This is a genomic window from Rothia sp. QJM3NY_36 (assembly GCF_056173115.1).
In genome coordinates, this window is record NZ_CM149658.1 from 2,196,132 (window position 1) to 2,213,234 (window position 17,103).

Sequence of the window (17,103 nt, forward strand, 5' to 3'; positions counted from 1 at the left end):
ACCCGGAAGGTGACTCCCCTGGATTACACCCCGTACACCCTGCTCTCGGACATCGGCTGGATCTCCGGTCTGCTGCTGCTCGGCAAGCTGATCCGCCGGTTCATCCCCGTCGCCCAGCATCTGCTGCTGCCCGCGCCGATCACCGGCGGTCTGCTGGGCATCCTGTTCGGCCCGGCCGGGCTCGGCTGGATCCCGTTCTCGGACCAGCTCAACGCGTACTCCTCGATCCTCATCGCCGTGGTGTTCGCGGCCATGCCCTTCTCCATGGAGTTCTCCGGGAAGGTCGCCAAGGGCGCCCGGACCATGTGGTCCTACTCCACCGGCATGTACGTGGGCCAATGGGGCATCGCGGTGCTGTTCGGCCTGATCGTGCTGGTCCCGCTGTTCGGCACCCCGGACTGGTTCGGGATGATCATGCCGGTCGGCTGGGTCGGCGGCTTCGGCACCGCCGCCGCGGTGGGCGCGGCCCTGGACGGGGACGACGACGCCACCGTCGCCACGACCCTGGGGTTCACCTCCGCGACCGTCGGCACGCTGGTGGCGATCATCGGCGGCGTCATCATCGCCAAGTGGGGCTCCTCCACGGGCCGCACCTCCCAGATGGGCTCGTACAAGGAGCTGCCCGACGACGTGCGCACCGGCCTGATCTCGATCATCGGCGAGCGCCCCTCGATCGGGAAGGGCACCTCCTCCCCATCCTCCCTGGAGCCGCTGGCCCTGCACCTGTCCGTGATCGCCGGGACGACGTTCGTGGCGTACCTGGTGACCAACGGGATCAAGACCGCCACGGGCATCTCCATCCCGATGTTCGCGATGGCCTTCGTGATCGGCTTCATCTTCCGCCTGATCCTGGACGCCACCAAGGCCTCCGCGTACGTGGACGGCACCACCGTGAACTCGATCTCCGGCGGGGCCACGGACTACCTGGTGGCCTTCGGCATCGCCTCGATCGTGCCGTCCATCGTCGTGGACTACGCGGTGCCGCTGGTTCTGCTGTTCGTGCTGGGCCTGGTGTACTGCCTGCTGGTGTTCCGCTTCCTCTCCCCGGCGATGTTCCAGCAGGCCTGGCTGGAGCGCGGCCTGTTCGGGTGGGGCTGGGCGACGGCGTCGGTGGCCACCGGCATCGCCCTGCTGAAGATCGTGGACCCGCGGATGAAGTCCGGGACCATGGAGGAGTTCGGCGTGGCCTACGTGGGGTACGCGCCCTTCGAGATCGGCACCACGATCCTCGCCCCGATCATGGTGACCCTGGGCCTGACCTGGGCCTTCGGCGGGATCGCGACCGTGGTGGCCGTGGTCGTGATCGTCCTGGCCTTCGCCCTGGGCTGGGTGCGCGCCAACCGCGACGGCGAACACGAGGCGGTGCGGGTCCGCACCTGACGCCCCCGGGCGGGGCGCCTGCGGGCGGGGCGCCTGCCCGTTTGGGAGCCGTTTCGCCGTTTGGGAGCCACGAGGACGCTCCCAAACACCGAGACGGCTCCCAATTCGCGGTGGTGAGGCATCCCCGCCGGCGGGAGCCGCGGGTGGGCGCACCGCGGAGCGGGCGTTAGGGTGAGGTGAGCCTTACTCGTCCCGATCGGATCGGAGGTCCCCATGACCGCCCCGCAGCGCAAGCCCAAGCCGCAGACCCTCCTGCAGGTCGTCGAACGACGGCAGCTCACCCCGCACATGGTGCGCCTGATCCTCGGCGGGGAGGGATTCTCCGCATTCCAGGACAACGGCTTCACGGATCAGTACGTCAAGCTGGTCTTCGCCAAGCCGGAGCTGGGCCTGAGCGCCCCCTTCGACATGATGCACCTGCGGGAGACCCTCCCGCCGGAGGACGTTCCCGTGACCCGCACCTACACGGTGCGCGCCGTGGACCATGAAGCGCAGACCCTGACCATCGACTTCGTGACCCACGGGGACGAGGGACTGGCCGCCCCGTGGGCCGCACAGGCAACCCCCGGCGACCAGCTGGTGCTCATGGGGCCCGGCGGGAAGTACTCCCCGGATCCCGACGCCGACTGGCACCTGTTCGCCGGCGACGCCTCGGCGCTGCCCGCCATCGGCTCCGCGATCGAGGCCCTGCCCGACGACGCCCGCGGGTACGCCTTCATCACCCTGGACCACGACGAGGACCGCCAGGAGTTCGCCTCGGTGCCGGAGGGCTTCGAGGTCGTGTGGAAGGTGCAGGAGGGCACCGGCGCGGATCCGAACCGGCTGACCGCGCTGATGCAGTCCCGCGAGTGGCTGCCCGGCACCGTGGACGTCTTCGCCCACGGGGAGCGGGAGTCCATCAAGCAGGTGCGTCGGCTCCTCAAGGAGCGGGAGGTCCCCCGGGAGCGGATCTCCATCTCCGGGTACTGGGCCTACGGGCGCACCGAGGACCGCTTCCAGGCGGAGAAGCGCGAGCCGATCGGCAAGATCGAGGACTGAGCGAGCGGCCGTCATCGATCGCTATCCTCGGGGCATGCAGTCGATCAAACCGGCATCAGTGAGTCCCGAACGGCGCCACCGCTGGGAGCGGAGGCTCCTGCTGTCCGGGTTGATCGTGGCCTTCACCGTGATCGTGGTGAATGGGCTCGGCTCCCGCTTCCTGGGCTGGTGGCCCGGGGCTCTGCTCTGACTCAGATCTGGGTGCAGTTCACCCTCATCCTGTCCTTCCTCCTCCTGATGAGCGCCTCCACGCCGACCCCCGCCCAGCAGCCGCTGGCTCGCTCGCGTCGGCTCGGCTGGACGGCGTGGTTCTACGGCGCAGCGGGCCTTCTCCTCACCGGCCTGGCCCTGTTCTCCGCTGGTGACGGCTCGGCGGATTCTCGCGATCGGGCGTGGAGGTTCGCGGGTCTGGCGCTGCTGTTCCTCTCCCTGTGCTCCACCCACGCCATCGTCAGCATCCGGGCCCGCCGACGGCTCGCCGCGCGCGACGCCGAACCGTCACTCAGGTGAGGTCTGCGCACCCCAGAGCCCACGTGAGTGACGGCTCGGCAAGGTGACCGTCCGACGACACACACCACCGCACCCCGCCCTCAGGGCAGGGCGATGCTCTCGGCCAGGCGCCCGGCGGTCTCGCGCATGGAGGGCAGGATCCCTCGGATGCGCTCCGGGCTCAGACGCGAGTGCACGGCGGAGATGCTCACTGCGGCCAGCGCAGCCCCGGCGGCGTCGTACACGGGCACCGGCAGGGACAGCCCGGACAGCTCCGGGACCACGTGGTTGGGACCGGCGGCGTATCCGAGGTCGGCGACGTCGGCCAGAGCGCGGCGCATCATCGCCTCGTGCTTGGCGGAGGAGGCGGCCACCCACTCGGGGGATCGGCGGCTGCGCCACTGGCCGAGCTCCCGTTCCTGTTCGACGGCCGGCAGGGTGCCGAGGATCGCCAGGCCGCAGTACGTGTTGCTCAACGGCAGGATGTCCCCTGGGTCGATGGCGTACGCCCGCAGCGGGTAGGTGCCGCTGGTGCGGGTCACGTACCTGACGCCGTCCGCGTGGCGCACCCCCACGTACACGGTGTCTCCGCAGATCCCGGACAGCCGCTGCGCCTCGTGCCGGATGCGGTCGGCGTTGAGCACCGGTCCGGGAGCCGCCAGACCCAGCGCGTACAGCTTCGGTCCGCACGCGTACCGGCGCTGAGCGGTGGCCCGCACCAGCCCGACGGCCGCCAGCTCACCGAGGATGCGGTGCACCGTGGGGCGGGCGATTCCGGTTCGCTCGGCGAGGTCCTTCAGCCGCGCCCCGTCCTGCCCCGCCACAGCCAGGGCGTCCAGGATCGCAGCGATCTTGGGGACGGTGCCGGGGCCCCGCGTCGGTGCTGATGCCATCGCGCCTCCTTCCGTGCAGAGCAGAGAGTCCGCAGAGCTGACTTCCGATGATCCGCCATCTCTTGTGATGCAGACTACGCCGTCGTAGAAATATCACCACGACGGCCGCGACGGACCCCGCTCCGAACCCCCGGCGCCGCGGCAGCGAAGCCGCGGCCCCGAGTCGGAGGGGCCAACGCCCCCAAGGGCCGTCACTCCGACCACCTTCGACGCCGCAGGAGGCCCACCCGATGTACGACGATCTCCCATCCCTCGCCCACACCGTGCAGACTCAGGACAGCGCAGGCTCCGCCGTCGACGTCACCTGGTACGACTCCCGCGATGCCCACGACCGCGACGACGTCATCCTCCTGGTCCACGGCACCGGAGGCTCCACGGCCGCGAACTTCGGCTTCCTCTTCCCGGTCCTGGCGACGCGTCAGCGGACTCTGGCCGTGGACTGGACCGCCCCTGAGGGCACCACCGCCCCGGCAGGTGAGTCCGCTCTGCGGACCCTGGAGTTGGAAGACCTGGCCCTGCAGGTCATCGCGGTGCTCGAGGCGGCGCAGGTCGAAGGCCGCCACGTGACCCTGTTGGGATACTCCCTCGGCGCGTGCGTGGCGACCGCCGTCGCCGCCAGACGGCCCGAGCTGATCGGACGGCTCGTGCTGCTCAACGGCTGGGCGCGCACGGACCTGCAGCAGCTGATCCGCAACGACGTCTGGACCCGTCTGTACGCCGCGGACCACGAGGCCCTCGCCGAGTACACGGCCTTCTGCGCCTTCGGCGGCCCCTTCCTCGCAGGCAAGACGATGGCGGAGATCGCTCCCGCACTGAAGGCCCAGGCCTTCACCCCGTTCACTGCGGCGCAGATGGAGCTGAACCGGCGCGTGCAGATCACCGAGGAGGCGGAGGCGATCCCGCACCCCACGCTGATCATCGGCTCGGAAGACGACCAGATGGTGCCGCTGCGCCACCAGCGGCAGCTGTTCGGCGCCATCCGGGACGCACGTCTGGCCGTCATCGGAACCGGCCATGCCTCCGTTCTGGAACGGCCATCCGAGATCAGCTTCCATGTGCAGGGATTCCTCGACGACCCTCAGCGCCATGACGCGGGGACCCTTATCCCCGCGCCGAGGCCGTGACCCCGGCAGACGACCCCATCGACCCCGACCCCGCTCGAGTCCGGCGGCCGCCGGAGCCCAGCCTCGGCCGCGGACTTCCCAACCTCCAGGAGCACACCATGACCACCACCGCCGACACCCACATCACCACCCCGACCCCCGCGAACACCGAGCCAGGCACCGCCCCGGGCAATGGTCCCACCCGAGTGAAGACCGCGATCATCGGCTCCGGCTTCGCCGGTCTGGCCATGGGCATTCGCCTCAAGCGCCGCGGGGATGAGGACTTCCTCATCATCGAGCGCGCCTGCGACCTCGGCGGCACCTGGCGGGACAACACCTACCCGGGCGTAGCCTGCGACGTCCCCTCCCACCTGTACTCCTTCTCCTTCCGCCCCAACCCCGACTGGACCAGCCTCTTCTCCCCCGGAGCCGAGATCCAGGAGTATCTGCGCGAGTGCGCCCGCGAGGAGGGACTCACGCCGCACTTCCGATTCGACGCCGCCCTGCGGGACGCCACCTGGAACGAACGGACCCAGCGATGGGAGCTGAGCACCGACGGGGGTGAGGTGGAGGCCCGCTACCTGATCATGGCCACCGGACACCTGGCCGATGAGCACCTGCCGGAGGTGCCCGGCCTCGAGGGATTCACCGGACGCGCCTGCCATTCGGCCCGCTGGGATCCGAGCATTCGACTGGAGGGCCTGCGGGTCGGCATCGTCGGCACGGGCGCCAGCGCGATCCAGCTGGTGCCGGAGGCGCAGCAGGCGGCGAGGGAGCTGGTGGTCTTCCAGCGCACCCCGGCGTGGGTGATCCCCCGCCCAGTGAAGGAGTACACGGACGGGGAGAGGCGGATGTTCCGACGGGATCCCTCGACCATCCGTCGGGTGCGTGAGGAGCTGTTCTGGAATCAGGAGAACACGTACCCGGCGCGCCGCGGCATCGACCCGTATCTGAGCGGGATCAAGGCGATGGCCGCCGCGCACCTGGCCGCACAGGTGCAGGACGAGGCGCTGCGGGAGAAGCTGACGCCGCACTACGAACCCGGATGCAAGCGTCTGCTGCTGTCCAACACGTACTATCCCGCCATGGCCGCGGAGAACACCACGGTGGAGGCTTCCGCGCTGGCCTCGGTGCAGGGCTCGACGGCGGTGGCCGCCTCGGGTGCCCGCTACGACCTGGATGTGCTGATCTTCGCGACCGGGTTCGAGGCCGCCCAGCCTCCGTTCGCGCGGCTGGTGCACGGGCTCGGCGGGGTGAATCTGGCCGAGCACTGGTCCCGGGGGATGCGGGCGATGGACTCCACGGCGGTGGCCGGGTACCCCAACCTGTTCTCGATCAACGGACCCAACACCTCGCTGGGGCATAATTCGATCGTCTACATCATCGAGTCCCAGGTGGAGTACATCCTGGGGGCGATGGACTACGCCGGGCAGCACGACGATGCCGTGCTCACCCCGATCCCGGAGCAGGAGGAGGAGTACGTGGCGCAGATCGACCGGAAGGCGCGCGGCTCCGTGTGGACCGACGGCGGATGCGATTCCTGGTACCTGGATCCGCGCACCGGTCGGCTGACGCTGATCTGGCCGGATTTCGGGTACGCCTTCCGGGAGGCCAACGGCACCTTCCACCCGGAGCGCTTCGAGCTGCTGCCGGATCGAACGACCGCGGCCGCCTGAGCCCTGGACGCGCTGCCCCGGGCCGCGACATTCCCCGCTGCCCACCTGTCTGGACAGGTGGGCAGCGGGGAGCACAGTGGTGTCTAGACAGGTAGGCACGACCAGGGGGAACCACATGACCGGCAAGGCGGCTGCCATCGATCGGGATCTGCGCGCCCGCATCGAGGACGGCACCTACCCCGTCGGCGGGTTCCTCCCCAGCGAGCACCAGCTGGCCACCTCCTACGGGGCCTCCCGCGAGACCGTGCGCCGGGCCCTGCAGGAGCTCACCGAGGATGGCTGGATCCAGAAGATCACCGGGCGCGGCTCCAAGGTCCTCGAGCGCTCCCACTACGTCTTCCCGGTGACACGACTGCTCGGATACAAGGAGTTCTCCCTCGCCGAGGGCCTGGATCTGGATAACCGCGTGCTCGCCGTCGAGCAGACGATGCTGCCGGTGGCCGCGTTCGCCGGTCTGCGCGACGGAGGAGCGCGCCTGGAACCGGTGCCCGTGACCCACGTGGCTCGACTGCGCGTGATCGACGGGGAGCCGGTGATCATCGACCACGACTATCTGGTGACCGCGCTGGCCCCCGGCATCACCGAGCAGGTCGCCCAGGACTCCCTGTACGACCACCTGGAGGGCACCCTCGGGCTGTCCCTGGGGTACTCCGTCAAGGAGATCCGGGTGGTCCCCGCCGACGACGAGGACTGCCGCCTGCTGGGGTTGGATGCCTCCGACGTCGTGGTGACCACCACCAGCATCACCAGCTTGGAGGACACCGCGGACATCCAGTTCACGGTCTCCCGCCACCGCGCGGACCGCTTCCGGTTCCGCGACTTCGCCCGCCGTCGCCCCGAGGAGAGGAGAACCCGGTGAGCTTCCGTGAGAAGGTCATCTACCAGATCTATCCCAAGTCCTTCCGGGACTCGGACGGGGACGGGGTCGGGGATCTGCGCGGGGTCATCGAGAAGATCCCGTATATCGCCTCCCTCGGGGTCGACATGGTGTGGTTCAATCCGTTCTTTCCCTCCCCGCAGCGGGACAACGGCTACGACGTCGCCGACTACCGCGCCGTGGACCCCGCGATGGGCACCATGGACGACGTCGAGGAGCTGATCGCCCGGCTGGGCGAGCACGGCATCGGCGTCATGTTCGACATGGTCTTCAACCACACCTCCACCGCCCACGAATGGTTCCAGTGCGCCCTCGCCGGTGAGCGGAGGTACCGCGATTACTACATCATCCGCCCGCCCCAGGCGGATGGCTCCCTGCCCACCGACTGGGAGTCCAAGTTCGGCGGGCCGGCGTGGGCGCCTTTCGGGGACACGGGGGAGTATTACCTGCACCTGTTCGATGAGACCCAGGCGGATCTGAACTGGCGCAACCCGCAGGTCCGGGCGGAGATGGCGGAGATCGTGAACTTCTGGCGCGCCAAGGGCGTGCGCGGGTTCCGCTTCGACGTCGTGAATCTCATCGGCAAGGACGCGCAGCTGCGCTCGGCGGGTGACGGCTCGGACGGGCGGCGCATGTACACCGACGGCGCCGACGTCGACGCTTACCTGCGCGAGCTGAATCGCGCGAGCTTCGGTCGGGATCGGGATTCGGTGACCGTCGGGGAGATGTCTTCGACCACGGTGGAGCGCTGCGTGGGCTACTCGGACCCGGACAACGAGGAGCTGGACATGGTCTTCAGCTTCCACCACCTCAAGGTGGACTACCGGGATGGACGCAAGTGGACGCTGATGCCCTTCGACTTCTCCCGGCTGAAGGCCACCCTGCACGAGTGGGCCGCGGGGATGCAGGCCGGGAACGGGTGGAACGCCCTGTTCTGGACCAATCACGACCAGCCGCGGGCCCTGGACCGCTTCGGCAACGCGACCGTGTGGCGCGAGCGCTCCGCGACCATGCTCGCCACCGTGATCCATCTGCTGCGCGGAACCCCGTTCGTGTACATGGGCGAGGAGATCGGGATGACGGACCCGGTCTACACCTCGGTCGAGGAGTACACGGACGTGGAGGCGCGCAACGCCTACGCGACCCTGCGCGCCCAGGGGCTCAGCGAAGCCGACGCCTTCGACGTCGTGCATTCCAAAGCTCGGGACAACGCCCGCACCCCCATGCAGTGGGATGCGAGCGAGCACGCCGGGTTCTCCTCGACCGTGCCCTGGCTGCGTCCGACCAATCAGGAGGCGATCTCCGTGGCCGCGGAAGAGGAGTCCGGGAGGATTCTGCCGTACTACCGGGAGCTGATCCGGCTGCGCCACGAGAGCCCGCTGATCGCGCACGGGACCTACGAAGCGTGGGCCCTGGAGCACCCGAGCGTGTTCGCCTACATCCGGCGGTTGGAGAGCGGTTCGCCGGAAGGGCCCGCGTCGGAATCCGGGGAAGCCCTGCTCGTGCTCACGAACTTCTACGGCGAGAGCACCGCCGTCGCCGTGCCGGAGGAGTTCCGCACCGGTCGGGTGCTGATCGGCAACGTCCACGACGACGACGCGCGGCTGGCCGCCCTCGCTGAGGGGGCCTCCGAGCTGGAGCTGGCCCCGTACGAGGCGATCGCGATCCTCGCGGGGTAAGCGCCCTGAGGGGTCCCCCGGCAGCCTCACCCGCTCCAGGGCCGGGTGAGGCCACCGGGACCGGCGGACGGCCGTGCCGCCGCTCTCAGTCCTCCTCGCGCCCCGGGACGACGAAGATCGCTCCCGTGGCGACGTCCTCCTCCACCTGCTCGAGGGTGCGCCCGCGGGTCTCCGGGAGGAAGCGCCACATCACCAGCACCGCGAGGGCGTTGAGCACGGCGAAGCCGAAGAAGCACGCCGTCATGCCCAGGTGGGCGATGAGCACCGGGAAGAACAGGCTGAGCAGGCCGTTGGCCACCCACATGCACAGCACGGACACGCCCATGCCGACGGCGCGCATGTGCAGCGGGAACATCTCGGAGAGGATCACCCACGTGGCCACGTTGAGGAAGGTCTGCATGGACCCGACGAACCCGACGATCAGCACCAGCATGATGTAGGGGCGGGCCGGGCTGTCCTGGGGCACGGCGAGGGTCGCGGCGCCGATGAGCACGTGGAACACCGTGACCAGGGTGTAGCCGGTGATGAAGGTGGTGCGCCGGTCGACCCGCTCCATCATCCACAGGGCGATGATCGCGCCGATCACCCCGATCACGCTGGGGGCGATGTTGGCGACCAGCGCGGCGTTCTGCCCGAAGCCGGATTCGGTGAGCACCACCTGGCCGTAGTACATGATCACGTTGATGCCGGTCAGCTGCTGGAACACGGCCACGGCGATGCCGGTCAGCAGCAGGCGCAGCAGCCACCGGTTGGTCAGGACCCCGCGCAGGCCCTCCCCGCGCTCCTGCCGGTCCTCGTGCACGAGGCGCTGGATGTCGTCGACCTCGGCCTGGGCGCGCTCCTCGGAGCGGACGGTCTTGAGCACCTCGAGGGCTTCATCGGTGCGGCCGCGGGCCATCAGCCAGCGGGGGGATTCCGGCATCCGCAGCATCCCGAAGAACAGGGCGAGGGCGGGCAGGGCGGCCACGGCCAGCATGATCCGCCAGACCCCCTCGAGGTGCCCCAGCGTGTTCCCGAGGATCGCGTTGATGACGATCGCGGCCAGCTGCCCGAGGACCACCATCATCTCGTTGCGCCCGGACAGGGAGCCGCGGATCTCGTAGGGGGCGAGCTCGGCGAGGAACACCGGCACCACGGTGGAGGCTCCGCCGACGGCCAGGCCCAGGACGATCCGCCCGGCGATCAGCAGGCCCAGCCCTGGGGTGAACACGCACAGCATGGCGCCGAGGAAGAACATCACGGCGAGCAGGAGGATGGTCCGGCGTCGACCCCACGCATCGGAGACGTATCCGATGGTCAGGGCGCCGATGGCCGCGGCGAACAGCAGGGAGGAGGTCACCACGCCCTCGGTGACCTCGGTGAGCCCGAGCTCGGCGGACATGGGCAGCAGGGCTCCGTTGATGACGCCGGTGTCGTAGCCGAACAGCAGGCCGCCCAGTGTGGCGACCAGGGCGATCATGGTCAGCCGGTGCTGATGGGCTCCGCTGCCCAGCGGCGGGAGGTCCGGGGCGGCGGAGGCGCCTGGGCCGGAGGGAGTGCTGTCGGTGCTCATCGGGTGCTCGGCCTCCTGGGGTGCTCGGCGGCGGGTCCGCCCAGGTCAGCATAGCCGCCCGAATGACGACGGCGTGCGGTACCGAACCGTCACTCACGTGGGCTCTGATGCTCCCATACGCCACACCAGTGACGGTTCGCGGGAGGGCTGGGGCGCTGAGCGCGGCGGGAGGCTCCGGCAGCGGGGGATCCACACCTGAGATGCCGCTGGGAATCCACAGGGGCGCCGTCGTCGTGCGGATCCGGAGGCGTTCACCGGATGCCCCGCCCGGTAGAACCGGGGCATGAGAGTTCCCCAGCCCCTCCCGACGCCGCTGCTGAACACACCGATCACCGCGAGCGCACTGGAACGGCACGGGCTCTCCCGGTTCCGGGCGTACGCGGGGGACCTGCGGCAGCTGCGCCGCGGCATCCGCTGCGTCCCCGGGGCGGAGCCGACGCCGGCGCAGGTCGCCGCCGTCGTCGCCGCGCAGGCGGGGCACGCCGTGATCTGCGGGGTGACCGCCGCACAGCTCCATGGGATGCGCCTGCCTGGAACGTTGTCGCGCAGCACCCTCCTGCATCTGGCGCGCACGGATGGCAGGCCGCGGTTGCGTCGCCCAGGCGTCGTCGGCACCGAGGCGGCGTACCGTCCGGGGGACGTGATGATGGTCGGGGAGGTCATGGTGACGACGCCGGCGCGCACCTTCCTGGACCTCGCGCGGATGCTCAACCCGGTGGCGCTGGTCGCGGTGGGTGACGGTCTGGTGTGCACACACCGTCACGGCATCCGCGCCGGTGTGCCGCCGCTGTGCACCGTGGAGCAGCTGCGGAGGATGCTCGACGAGCACCCGGGGGTCCGCGGGGTGCGGCGGGCCCGGCTGGCGCTGGGCCGGGTGCGCGTGGGCGTGGATTCACCCCAGGAGACGCGGATGCGTCTGCTCCTGGAGGATCACCGGGTGGGCGAGTGGATCACGGATCACCGTCTCATCGGGGCAGACGGGCGCGAGGTGCTGCCAGATCTGTGGGATGAGTACAGTCGCACGAGCGTCCAGTACGAGGGGATGCACCATTCGGATCCGCGGCAGGTCCACCGCGACGTCGCCCGGGAGCGGGCGACCCGCAGCGTGGACGCCGTGGAGGTGCGCGTGGTCGCCGCAGACCTGGACGCACTCGCGCCCTACCGCGGTCAGCTGGTGCCGCGGGTGGTCGCGCTGGTGGCAGCTGCGGTGCACCGAGCCCGCTGGCCTCACCGACCCTCCCTCCCCAGCACCGAGCCGTCACCCACGTGGGCTATGAGCCATACATAACCCACGCCAGCGACGGTTCGCGCGAATCAGCCCGCGGCCTCTCCTGGCTGCCGCACCCACGGGTCCGGCTGGCCGGTGATCCGGCTGCGCAGGTCTCGGCGCACGATCTCGATGGACCACGCCCACACCACGTGGCCCAGGGCCTCGGAGAAGTGCTCGCCGAAGGGCTGCTCCCACGGGGCGGGCACGATGCCCATCAGCGGCATGACCACGAGGTGGAAGGCCACCCACACCGCCAGACCGAAGACCGCACCCTGCCACAGGGTGATTCCGGGCCGGTACTCGGCGATCACGCAGTACAGGACGGCGAAGGAGATCGCGAAGGCGAAGTGCACGATGAAGCTGACCCACGGCAGGTCGTTGCCCAGGTAGGTGTAGGTCTGGTGCGTGGACTCGGGGGACATGCCCAGCAGCTCCAGCAGGGCCTGGGGCGGGTTGGTCGCGTTCCGCTCGGGTGAGCGCGGCGGGAACGGCACCTCCCACCCGAACTTCACGATGCCGGAGAAGATCCCGGCGATCACCCCGACCAGCACGGCGACGGCGGGGCGGCGTCGCACGGGGTCGGTCACGGTCCTCAGCAGGGTTGCAGCGCTCATCGGGCGTCCTTTCCACGCGGCCGGCGGGGATCCCCGCCGTCACCCCACCCTAGTGTGGGTTCGTGTGGCTTTATGTGGGATGACGTGATGTTTCCCGGGTCGGCTGGAAAAGCGGGGTAGACTCGAGCTCGCGCGGTGATCCGCACCACCGGATCCCGCGCCCATGCACCCCCGACGGCGGGGCCGCCCTCCCCGGCGCACCCGCCCGGACCCGGCGGCGCGACCGATCCCGGCGCTCATGGTGACCCCGCACCCACGAGAGTATCTACGGATTTTCACGCCATGACTGAAGACACCGCGGCTCCGAGCCGCACCCCCGCCGCCGACACCCCGACGCCGCAGCCTCGCGGCGGCCTGGATCGGTTCTTCCACATCACCGCCCGCGGCTCCACGGTGGGCACCGAGATCCGCGGCGGCCTGGCCACGTTCTTCGCGATGAGCTACATCGTGGTCCTGAATCCCCTGGTCATCGGGCTGATCGCGGACGCGAACGGCTCCCAGCTCGGCCTGGCCCGGGTCGCCGCCGCCACGTCGCTGGTCTCCGGGATCATGACCATCCTGATGGCCGTGATCGCCAAGCAGCCCTTCGCGATGTCCGCGGGCCTGGGCATCAACGCCTTCCTCGCCGCGACCATGGCGACGACGCCGAACCTCACCTGGCCGGAGCTGATGGGCATGGTCGTGTGGGCCGGCGTCATCATGTTCGTCCTGGTGCTCACCGGCTTCCGCACCGCCGTGTTCAACGCGGTGCCGGAGTCGCTGAAGGTCGCGATCGTCGTCGGCATCGGCCTGTTCATCTCCTTCATCGGCTTCGTCAACGCCGGCTTCATCCGCCGCACCCCGGACGCCGCGGGCACCACCGTGCCGGTGACCTTCGGGGTGGACGGGCAGCTAATCGGCTGGCCGATCCTGGTGTTCCTGGTCGGGCTGTTCCTGACCATCGCCCTGATGATCCGCAAGGTGCGCGGGGCGATCCTCATCGGGGTCATCGCCTCCACCGTGCTCGCGGTGATCCTCGAGGCCGTGGCCCCGTCCGGGACCTCCGCGGACTCCGCCACCGGCTGGTCCCTGGTCGCCCCGTCCCTGCCCAGCCAGTGGCTGAGCCTGCCGGATCTGTCCCTGGTCGGGGCGGTGGATCTGTTCGGCGGCTTCACCTCCCTCGGGGCGATGGCCGCGAGCCTGCTGGTCTTCGCGATCCTGCTCTCGGTGTTCTTCGACGCGATGGGAACCTCGGTGGGCCTGGCCACGGAGGCCGGGACCGTGGACCGGCAGGGCAACATCTACGGGATGAACCGGGTGCTGGCCGTGGACGCCCTGGGTTCGGTGGCCGGCGGCGGCGCCTCCGCTTCGTCCTCGCAGATCTTCGTGGAGTCCGCGACCGGCATCGGCGAGGGCGCGCGCACCGGCCTGGCCACGGTGGTCACCGGCCTGCTGTTCCTGGCGGCCATGTTCTTCTCCCCGCTGGTGAACATCGTGCCCTTCGAGGCGGTGGCCCCGGCGCTGGTCGTGGTCGGCTTCCTCATGGTCCGCCAGGCCGTGCACGTGCAGTGGGACGACTGGGGCCTGGGCATCCCGGCCTTCCTGACCATCGCGATGATGCCGTTCACCTACTCGATCGCCGACGGCATCGGCGCGGGCTTCGTCTCCTTCACCTTCATCCGCCTGGTGCAGGGCCGCGGCCGGGAGGTCCACCCGCTGATGTACCTGGTGTCCCTGGCCTTCCTGGCCTACTTCGGGATGGGCCTGATCCAGGGCTGGACGCACTGACCCTCACCGCATCCGCGCCGATGGCGGACGCGCCGCCATCGCCGAGCCGCTGGAGGCCGCACGAGCCGAACGCACCGAAGCCCCGGTCCTGGAACACCAGGCCGGGGCTTCGGCTCATCAATCACTCGCACCTTTGAGGTGGTTCCCACCGTACGCACCGACCCTGGGGTTCTCCTGTGCCGCACCTCGGACTTCCCCCGACGCCGCCTATCCTGGTTTCCATGCCCACGCTGGATGACGACGCCCGCTGCCCCTGCGGCACCGGCGAGACCTACGGCGCCTGCTGCGCCCGGCATCACCGGGGCGCCCCCGCCCCCACGGCGGAGGCGCTGATGCGCTCCCGCTTCACGGCCTTCGCCCTGGGGCTGGCGGACTACCTGCTGGCCACCTGGCACCCGAGCACCCGGCCGGCCTCATTGGAGCTGGACCCGCAGATCCGGTGGCAGCGCCTGGAGATCCTGCAGACCTCCGGAGGTCCGTTCGACGACGCCGCCCGCGTGCGCTTCGCCGCGCACTGGCGCTCCGTCCCCGGCATCCCGGGCGAGCATCGGCGTCGCGGGGTGCAGGAGGAGGACAGCCGGTTTCTGCGTGAGGACGGACGCTGGTACTACCTGGACGAGGCGCCCGCCCGACGCTGACCGGTCCGGGCCGGGCCGGACAGAGCTGGGCCGGATCAGTCCCGGCCGGATCGCGCCCGATCATCGGGGCGGGTCAGCCCGCGCGCCATCCGCCCGGTGGTGGCCGGCTCCCACGCCCCGCCCCCGGGGTAGGCCTCCCCGAGGGAGCGGAAGCCGCGGCGGGCGTAGAAGCGCTCGGCGCCGTCGTTGCCGTTGATGATCCACAGGTACGCCGGCTCCTCGGCGCCCAGGACGGCGTCCAGCAGGTGCCCGCCGAGCCCGCGGCCCTGCGCCTCGGGCAGCACGTACAGGGTCACCAGGGTGCGCGGCGGCTTCCCAGCGACGCCGGGCAGGGGCTCAGCGCCCGCCTTCGCCTCCCACGACTGAGGCCCGTCCGTGCTCAGCGCCAACCCGACGGGGCGGAACCACAGGTCCGGGTCCGCCCCGATCGAGCAGCAGCCGAACTCGTTGCTCTGCCCGAAGCCGGGATTGGCCCAGGCGATCACCGCGCGGGTTGCGGGCGCGGCGAGATTCTCCCGATCCTCGGCGGCGACGCTCTCCGCCTCGGCGCGGATGCGCCGCCCGAAGTCCTCGTCGATGATCCGCGCGTAGGCGGTCTCAAGGCACTGTAGATGCAGGCGGGTGAAGGTCTGCGGATCCGCGGAGCCGGGGCCGGCATCCACCGGGGCGATGCGGAATTCGCCGTCGCCGACGAACCACCCGCTCACGCGGCGCCCGTCCCGGCGTCCTTCCCGCCCTGCCCGCTCTCCAGGGCGCGGCGCTGCACGGCCCGCTCGAGCCGCTCGATCTTGCCGGTGAGCTCCCCGGTGTACCCGGGGCGGATGTCCGCCTTGAGCACGAGGGAGACCCGCGTGCCGTACTCGCCGACGGCCTCGGCGGCGCGCTTGACGACGTCCATGCACTCATCCCATTCGCCTTCGATGGTGGTGAACATGGCGTCGGTGCGGTGCGGCAGACGGGAGTCGCGGACCACGGTGACGGCGGCCGCGACAGCGTCGTGCACGGAGGCGTCCGGGGACTCGCCGCCGGAGGGGACCAGGGAGAAGGCAACCAGCATGATCCCAGCCTGCCACTTTTCCCACCCCGTGGGGAGGGGGACTCACGGTCGGCGACCCGCCCGACGGGCGAAGTCATCCAGGGCCTGCGCCACGAGGGGAACGGTCCGACGCGCGGCTGAGCTTATTGAGACGCCGGTGCGTCGATCTTCTCATCAAGCGTCTTCCTGAGACTACCGGGCGCCCGACGGGGGACTCAGTCCCGGCGCGGTGACGCGCCGGCGGCGAAGCGGCGGGTCCACGCCTCGTCCCGGTACTGGGCGGGCACCGCCCCGCCGAGCAGCTGCCTGGCCAGGCGGGCGGCGTCATCGGAGCCCTCGACCGGCAGCGGAGCGTCCGAGGCGAGCAGGATGACGTTGCCGTAGCGGCGCCCCTTGAGCATCGGCGGATCCGCGATCACCGCGACGTGCCCGAACACCTCGGCCAGGCCGGCGATCTCCTCCCGCACCCCGAGCATCCGCCGGTCATCCCCGCAGTTGGCGACGTACAGCCCGCCCGGGGCGAGGGAACGGTGAGCGTGGGCGAAGAACTCCGCGGTGGTCAGCGGCCGCGGGGTCACGGCCCCGGCGAACACGTCCCGGATGATCACGTCCCGGCTGGCCTGTGCGAAGCCCTCGGTGACCTGCCGGGCCTCCCCCACCCGGATCCGCACGGTGGGAGCGCGGGGCACGTCGAACCACTCGCGCACCAGCGCGGCGAGCCGGGCATCCAGCTCGACGACGGTGCTGCGGCTGCGCGGCCAGGTCGCGGCCGTCCAGCGGGCCAGGGAGCAGCCCGCGCCGCCCAGGTGGGTCGCCCGCAGCCGCTCGGGGTCCAGGTGGGCGGGGACGAACAGCTCGAGGAAGGCCGCGATCCACCGCATGTACTCGAAGGCCAGCTCCCGGGGCTGCCCGAGGATCACGTGGCTGGACTGCACGCCGTTGACCAGCAGCAGCCAGGCGTCCGGGTGGAAGCGATCCGGCACGAGCTCGGCGGTGCCGGTGTCGATGGGGTGCTCCCCGGGCACGGGCCCGGCCGACGTCGTCTCCGGGGTGTGCTCCTGCCGTGCGCCGCGCTTCCTGCCCATGGCACC

At 70.5% G+C, this 17,103-nt stretch carries 16 protein-coding genes and 1 pseudogene; 11 read left to right on the forward strand and 6 right to left on the reverse strand.

Annotated elements, in window-relative coordinates; all coding sequences use genetic code 11:
* Positions 1 to 9: 9 nt before the first annotated feature.
* The 4 genes from AC0VXQ_RS09790 (at position 10) to AC0VXQ_RS09805 (ending at position 2,928) form a co-directional block, all read left to right on the forward strand.
* Positions 10 to 1,380 (forward strand): sodium/glutamate symporter, encoded by a 1,371-nt coding sequence (locus AC0VXQ_RS09790; RefSeq protein WP_475528573.1) that lies wholly within the window; start codon positions 10 to 12, stop codon positions 1,378 to 1,380.
* Positions 1,381 to 1,593: 213 nt separating this feature from the next.
* Positions 1,594 to 2,418: a siderophore-interacting protein gene (locus AC0VXQ_RS09795; RefSeq protein ID WP_100464872.1), complete on the forward strand. Its 825-nt coding sequence runs from the start codon at positions 1,594 to 1,596 to the stop codon at positions 2,416 to 2,418.
* Positions 2,419 to 2,452: 34 nt separating this feature from the next.
* A complete protein-coding gene (locus tag AC0VXQ_RS09800) occupies positions 2,453 to 2,608 on the forward strand; it encodes a hypothetical protein (protein ID WP_224799575.1) in 156 nt (51 codons plus the stop codon).
* Positions 2,609 to 2,619: 11 nt separating this feature from the next.
* Positions 2,620 to 2,928, forward strand: a complete 309-nt coding sequence (locus tag AC0VXQ_RS09805; protein WP_224799574.1) for a hypothetical protein — start codon at positions 2,620 to 2,622, stop codon at positions 2,926 to 2,928.
* 80 nt (positions 2,929 to 3,008) lie between these two features.
* Here AC0VXQ_RS09805 and AC0VXQ_RS09810 read toward each other — a convergent pair whose 3' ends face one another.
* On the reverse strand, positions 3,009 to 3,800 hold the full coding sequence (locus AC0VXQ_RS09810) for an IclR family transcriptional regulator (RefSeq protein ID WP_129357628.1): 792 nt from the start codon (positions 3,798 to 3,800) through the stop codon (positions 3,009 to 3,011).
* Between the two features lie 230 nt (positions 3,801 to 4,030).
* Here AC0VXQ_RS09810 and AC0VXQ_RS09815 point away from each other — a divergent pair, with 230 nt between their 5' ends.
* From AC0VXQ_RS09815 to AC0VXQ_RS09830, 4 genes are all read left to right on the forward strand, one after another.
* On the forward strand, positions 4,031 to 4,924 hold the full coding sequence (locus tag AC0VXQ_RS09815; RefSeq protein WP_224799573.1) for an alpha/beta fold hydrolase: 894 nt from the start codon (positions 4,031 to 4,033) through the stop codon (positions 4,922 to 4,924).
* A 98-nt stretch (positions 4,925 to 5,022) separates the two neighbouring features.
* Entirely contained in the window at positions 5,023 to 6,579 is a 1,557-nt protein-coding gene (locus AC0VXQ_RS09820; protein ID WP_224799572.1) for a flavin-containing monooxygenase, read from the forward strand.
* Positions 6,580 to 6,694: 115 nt separating this feature from the next.
* Entirely contained in the window at positions 6,695 to 7,438 is a 744-nt protein-coding gene (treR, locus tag AC0VXQ_RS09825) for a trehalose operon repressor (protein ID WP_061225711.1), read from the forward strand.
* On the forward strand, positions 7,435 to 9,135 hold the full coding sequence (locus AC0VXQ_RS09830) for an alpha,alpha-phosphotrehalase (RefSeq protein WP_061225712.1): 1,701 nt from the start codon (positions 7,435 to 7,437) through the stop codon (positions 9,133 to 9,135). The genes treR and AC0VXQ_RS09830 overlap by 4 nt, the downstream gene beginning before the upstream one ends.
* A gap of 85 nt (positions 9,136 to 9,220) precedes the next feature.
* Here the strand turns inward: AC0VXQ_RS09830 and AC0VXQ_RS09835 are convergent.
* A pseudogene (locus AC0VXQ_RS09835) lies at positions 9,221 to 10,732 on the reverse strand (sugar porter family MFS transporter); the annotation flags it as partial.
* 238 nt (positions 10,733 to 10,970) lie between these two features.
* On the opposite strand from AC0VXQ_RS09835, the gene AC0VXQ_RS09840 reads away from it, so the two are divergent.
* On the forward strand, positions 10,971 to 11,975 hold the full coding sequence (locus tag AC0VXQ_RS09840) for a hypothetical protein (RefSeq protein WP_475528578.1): 1,005 nt from the start codon (positions 10,971 to 10,973) through the stop codon (positions 11,973 to 11,975).
* Positions 11,976 to 12,001: 26 nt separating this feature from the next.
* On the opposite strand, the gene AC0VXQ_RS09845 is transcribed toward AC0VXQ_RS09840, so the two are convergent.
* A complete protein-coding gene (locus AC0VXQ_RS09845) occupies positions 12,002 to 12,571 on the reverse strand; it encodes a YagU family protein (RefSeq protein WP_058730530.1) in 570 nt (189 codons plus the stop codon).
* Between the two features lie 282 nt (positions 12,572 to 12,853).
* On the opposite strand from AC0VXQ_RS09845, the gene AC0VXQ_RS09850 reads away from it, so the two are divergent.
* Positions 12,854 to 14,338: an NCS2 family permease gene (locus AC0VXQ_RS09850; RefSeq protein WP_224799571.1), complete on the forward strand. Its 1,485-nt coding sequence runs from the start codon at positions 12,854 to 12,856 to the stop codon at positions 14,336 to 14,338.
* 221 nt (positions 14,339 to 14,559) lie between these two features.
* Positions 14,560 to 14,976, forward strand: coding sequence for a YchJ family protein (locus AC0VXQ_RS09855; RefSeq protein WP_224799570.1), 417 nt, complete (start codon positions 14,560 to 14,562; stop codon positions 14,974 to 14,976).
* A 35-nt stretch (positions 14,977 to 15,011) separates the two neighbouring features.
* Here the strand turns inward: AC0VXQ_RS09855 and AC0VXQ_RS09860 are convergent, their stop codons facing one another.
* The 3 genes from AC0VXQ_RS09860 to AC0VXQ_RS09870 form a co-directional block, all read right to left on the reverse strand.
* On the reverse strand, positions 15,012 to 15,683 hold the full coding sequence (locus AC0VXQ_RS09860) for a GNAT family N-acetyltransferase (protein ID WP_129357622.1): 672 nt from the start codon (positions 15,681 to 15,683) through the stop codon (positions 15,012 to 15,014).
* The gene (locus tag AC0VXQ_RS09865; RefSeq protein WP_224799569.1) at positions 15,680 to 16,033 is read right to left on the reverse strand and encodes a thiamine-binding protein; all 354 of its coding nucleotides are present in this window, start codon (positions 16,031 to 16,033) and stop codon (positions 15,680 to 15,682) included. The genes AC0VXQ_RS09860 and AC0VXQ_RS09865 overlap by 4 nt, the downstream gene beginning before the upstream one ends.
* A 194-nt stretch (positions 16,034 to 16,227) precedes the next feature.
* On the reverse strand, positions 16,228 to 17,097 hold the full coding sequence (locus AC0VXQ_RS09870; RefSeq protein WP_196826101.1) for a spermidine synthase: 870 nt from the start codon (positions 17,095 to 17,097) through the stop codon (positions 16,228 to 16,230).
* Positions 17,098 to 17,103: the final 6 nt, after the last annotated feature.

Bases quoted from the DNA above. Each gene is read 5' to 3' on its own strand.
- AC0VXQ_RS09795 (WP_100464872.1), top strand. From the start codon at position 1,594: ATGACCGCCCCGCAGCGCAAGCCCAAGCCGCAGACCCTCCTGCAGGTC.
- AC0VXQ_RS09800 (WP_224799575.1), top strand. From the start codon at position 2,453: ATGCAGTCGATCAAACCGGCATCAGTGAGTCCCGAACGGCGCCACCGC.
- AC0VXQ_RS09810 (WP_129357628.1), bottom strand. From the start codon at position 3,800: ATGGCATCAGCACCGACGCGGGGCCCCGGCACCGTCCCCAAGATCGCT.
- AC0VXQ_RS09815 (WP_224799573.1), top strand. From the start codon at position 4,031: ATGTACGACGATCTCCCATCCCTCGCCCACACCGTGCAGACTCAGGAC.
- AC0VXQ_RS09820 (WP_224799572.1), top strand. From the start codon at position 5,023: ATGACCACCACCGCCGACACCCACATCACCACCCCGACCCCCGCGAAC.
- treR (WP_061225711.1), top strand. From the start codon at position 6,695: ATGACCGGCAAGGCGGCTGCCATCGATCGGGATCTGCGCGCCCGCATC.
- AC0VXQ_RS09840 (WP_475528578.1), top strand. From the start codon at position 10,971: ATGAGAGTTCCCCAGCCCCTCCCGACGCCGCTGCTGAACACACCGATC.
- AC0VXQ_RS09845 (WP_058730530.1), bottom strand. From the start codon at position 12,571: ATGAGCGCTGCAACCCTGCTGAGGACCGTGACCGACCCCGTGCGACGC.
- AC0VXQ_RS09850 (WP_224799571.1), top strand. From the start codon at position 12,854: ATGACTGAAGACACCGCGGCTCCGAGCCGCACCCCCGCCGCCGACACC.
- AC0VXQ_RS09855 (WP_224799570.1), top strand. From the start codon at position 14,560: ATGCCCACGCTGGATGACGACGCCCGCTGCCCCTGCGGCACCGGCGAG.
- AC0VXQ_RS09865 (WP_224799569.1), bottom strand. From the start codon at position 16,033: ATGCTGGTTGCCTTCTCCCTGGTCCCCTCCGGCGGCGAGTCCCCGGAC.
- AC0VXQ_RS09870 (WP_196826101.1), bottom strand. From the start codon at position 17,097: ATGGGCAGGAAGCGCGGCGCACGGCAGGAGCACACCCCGGAGACGACG.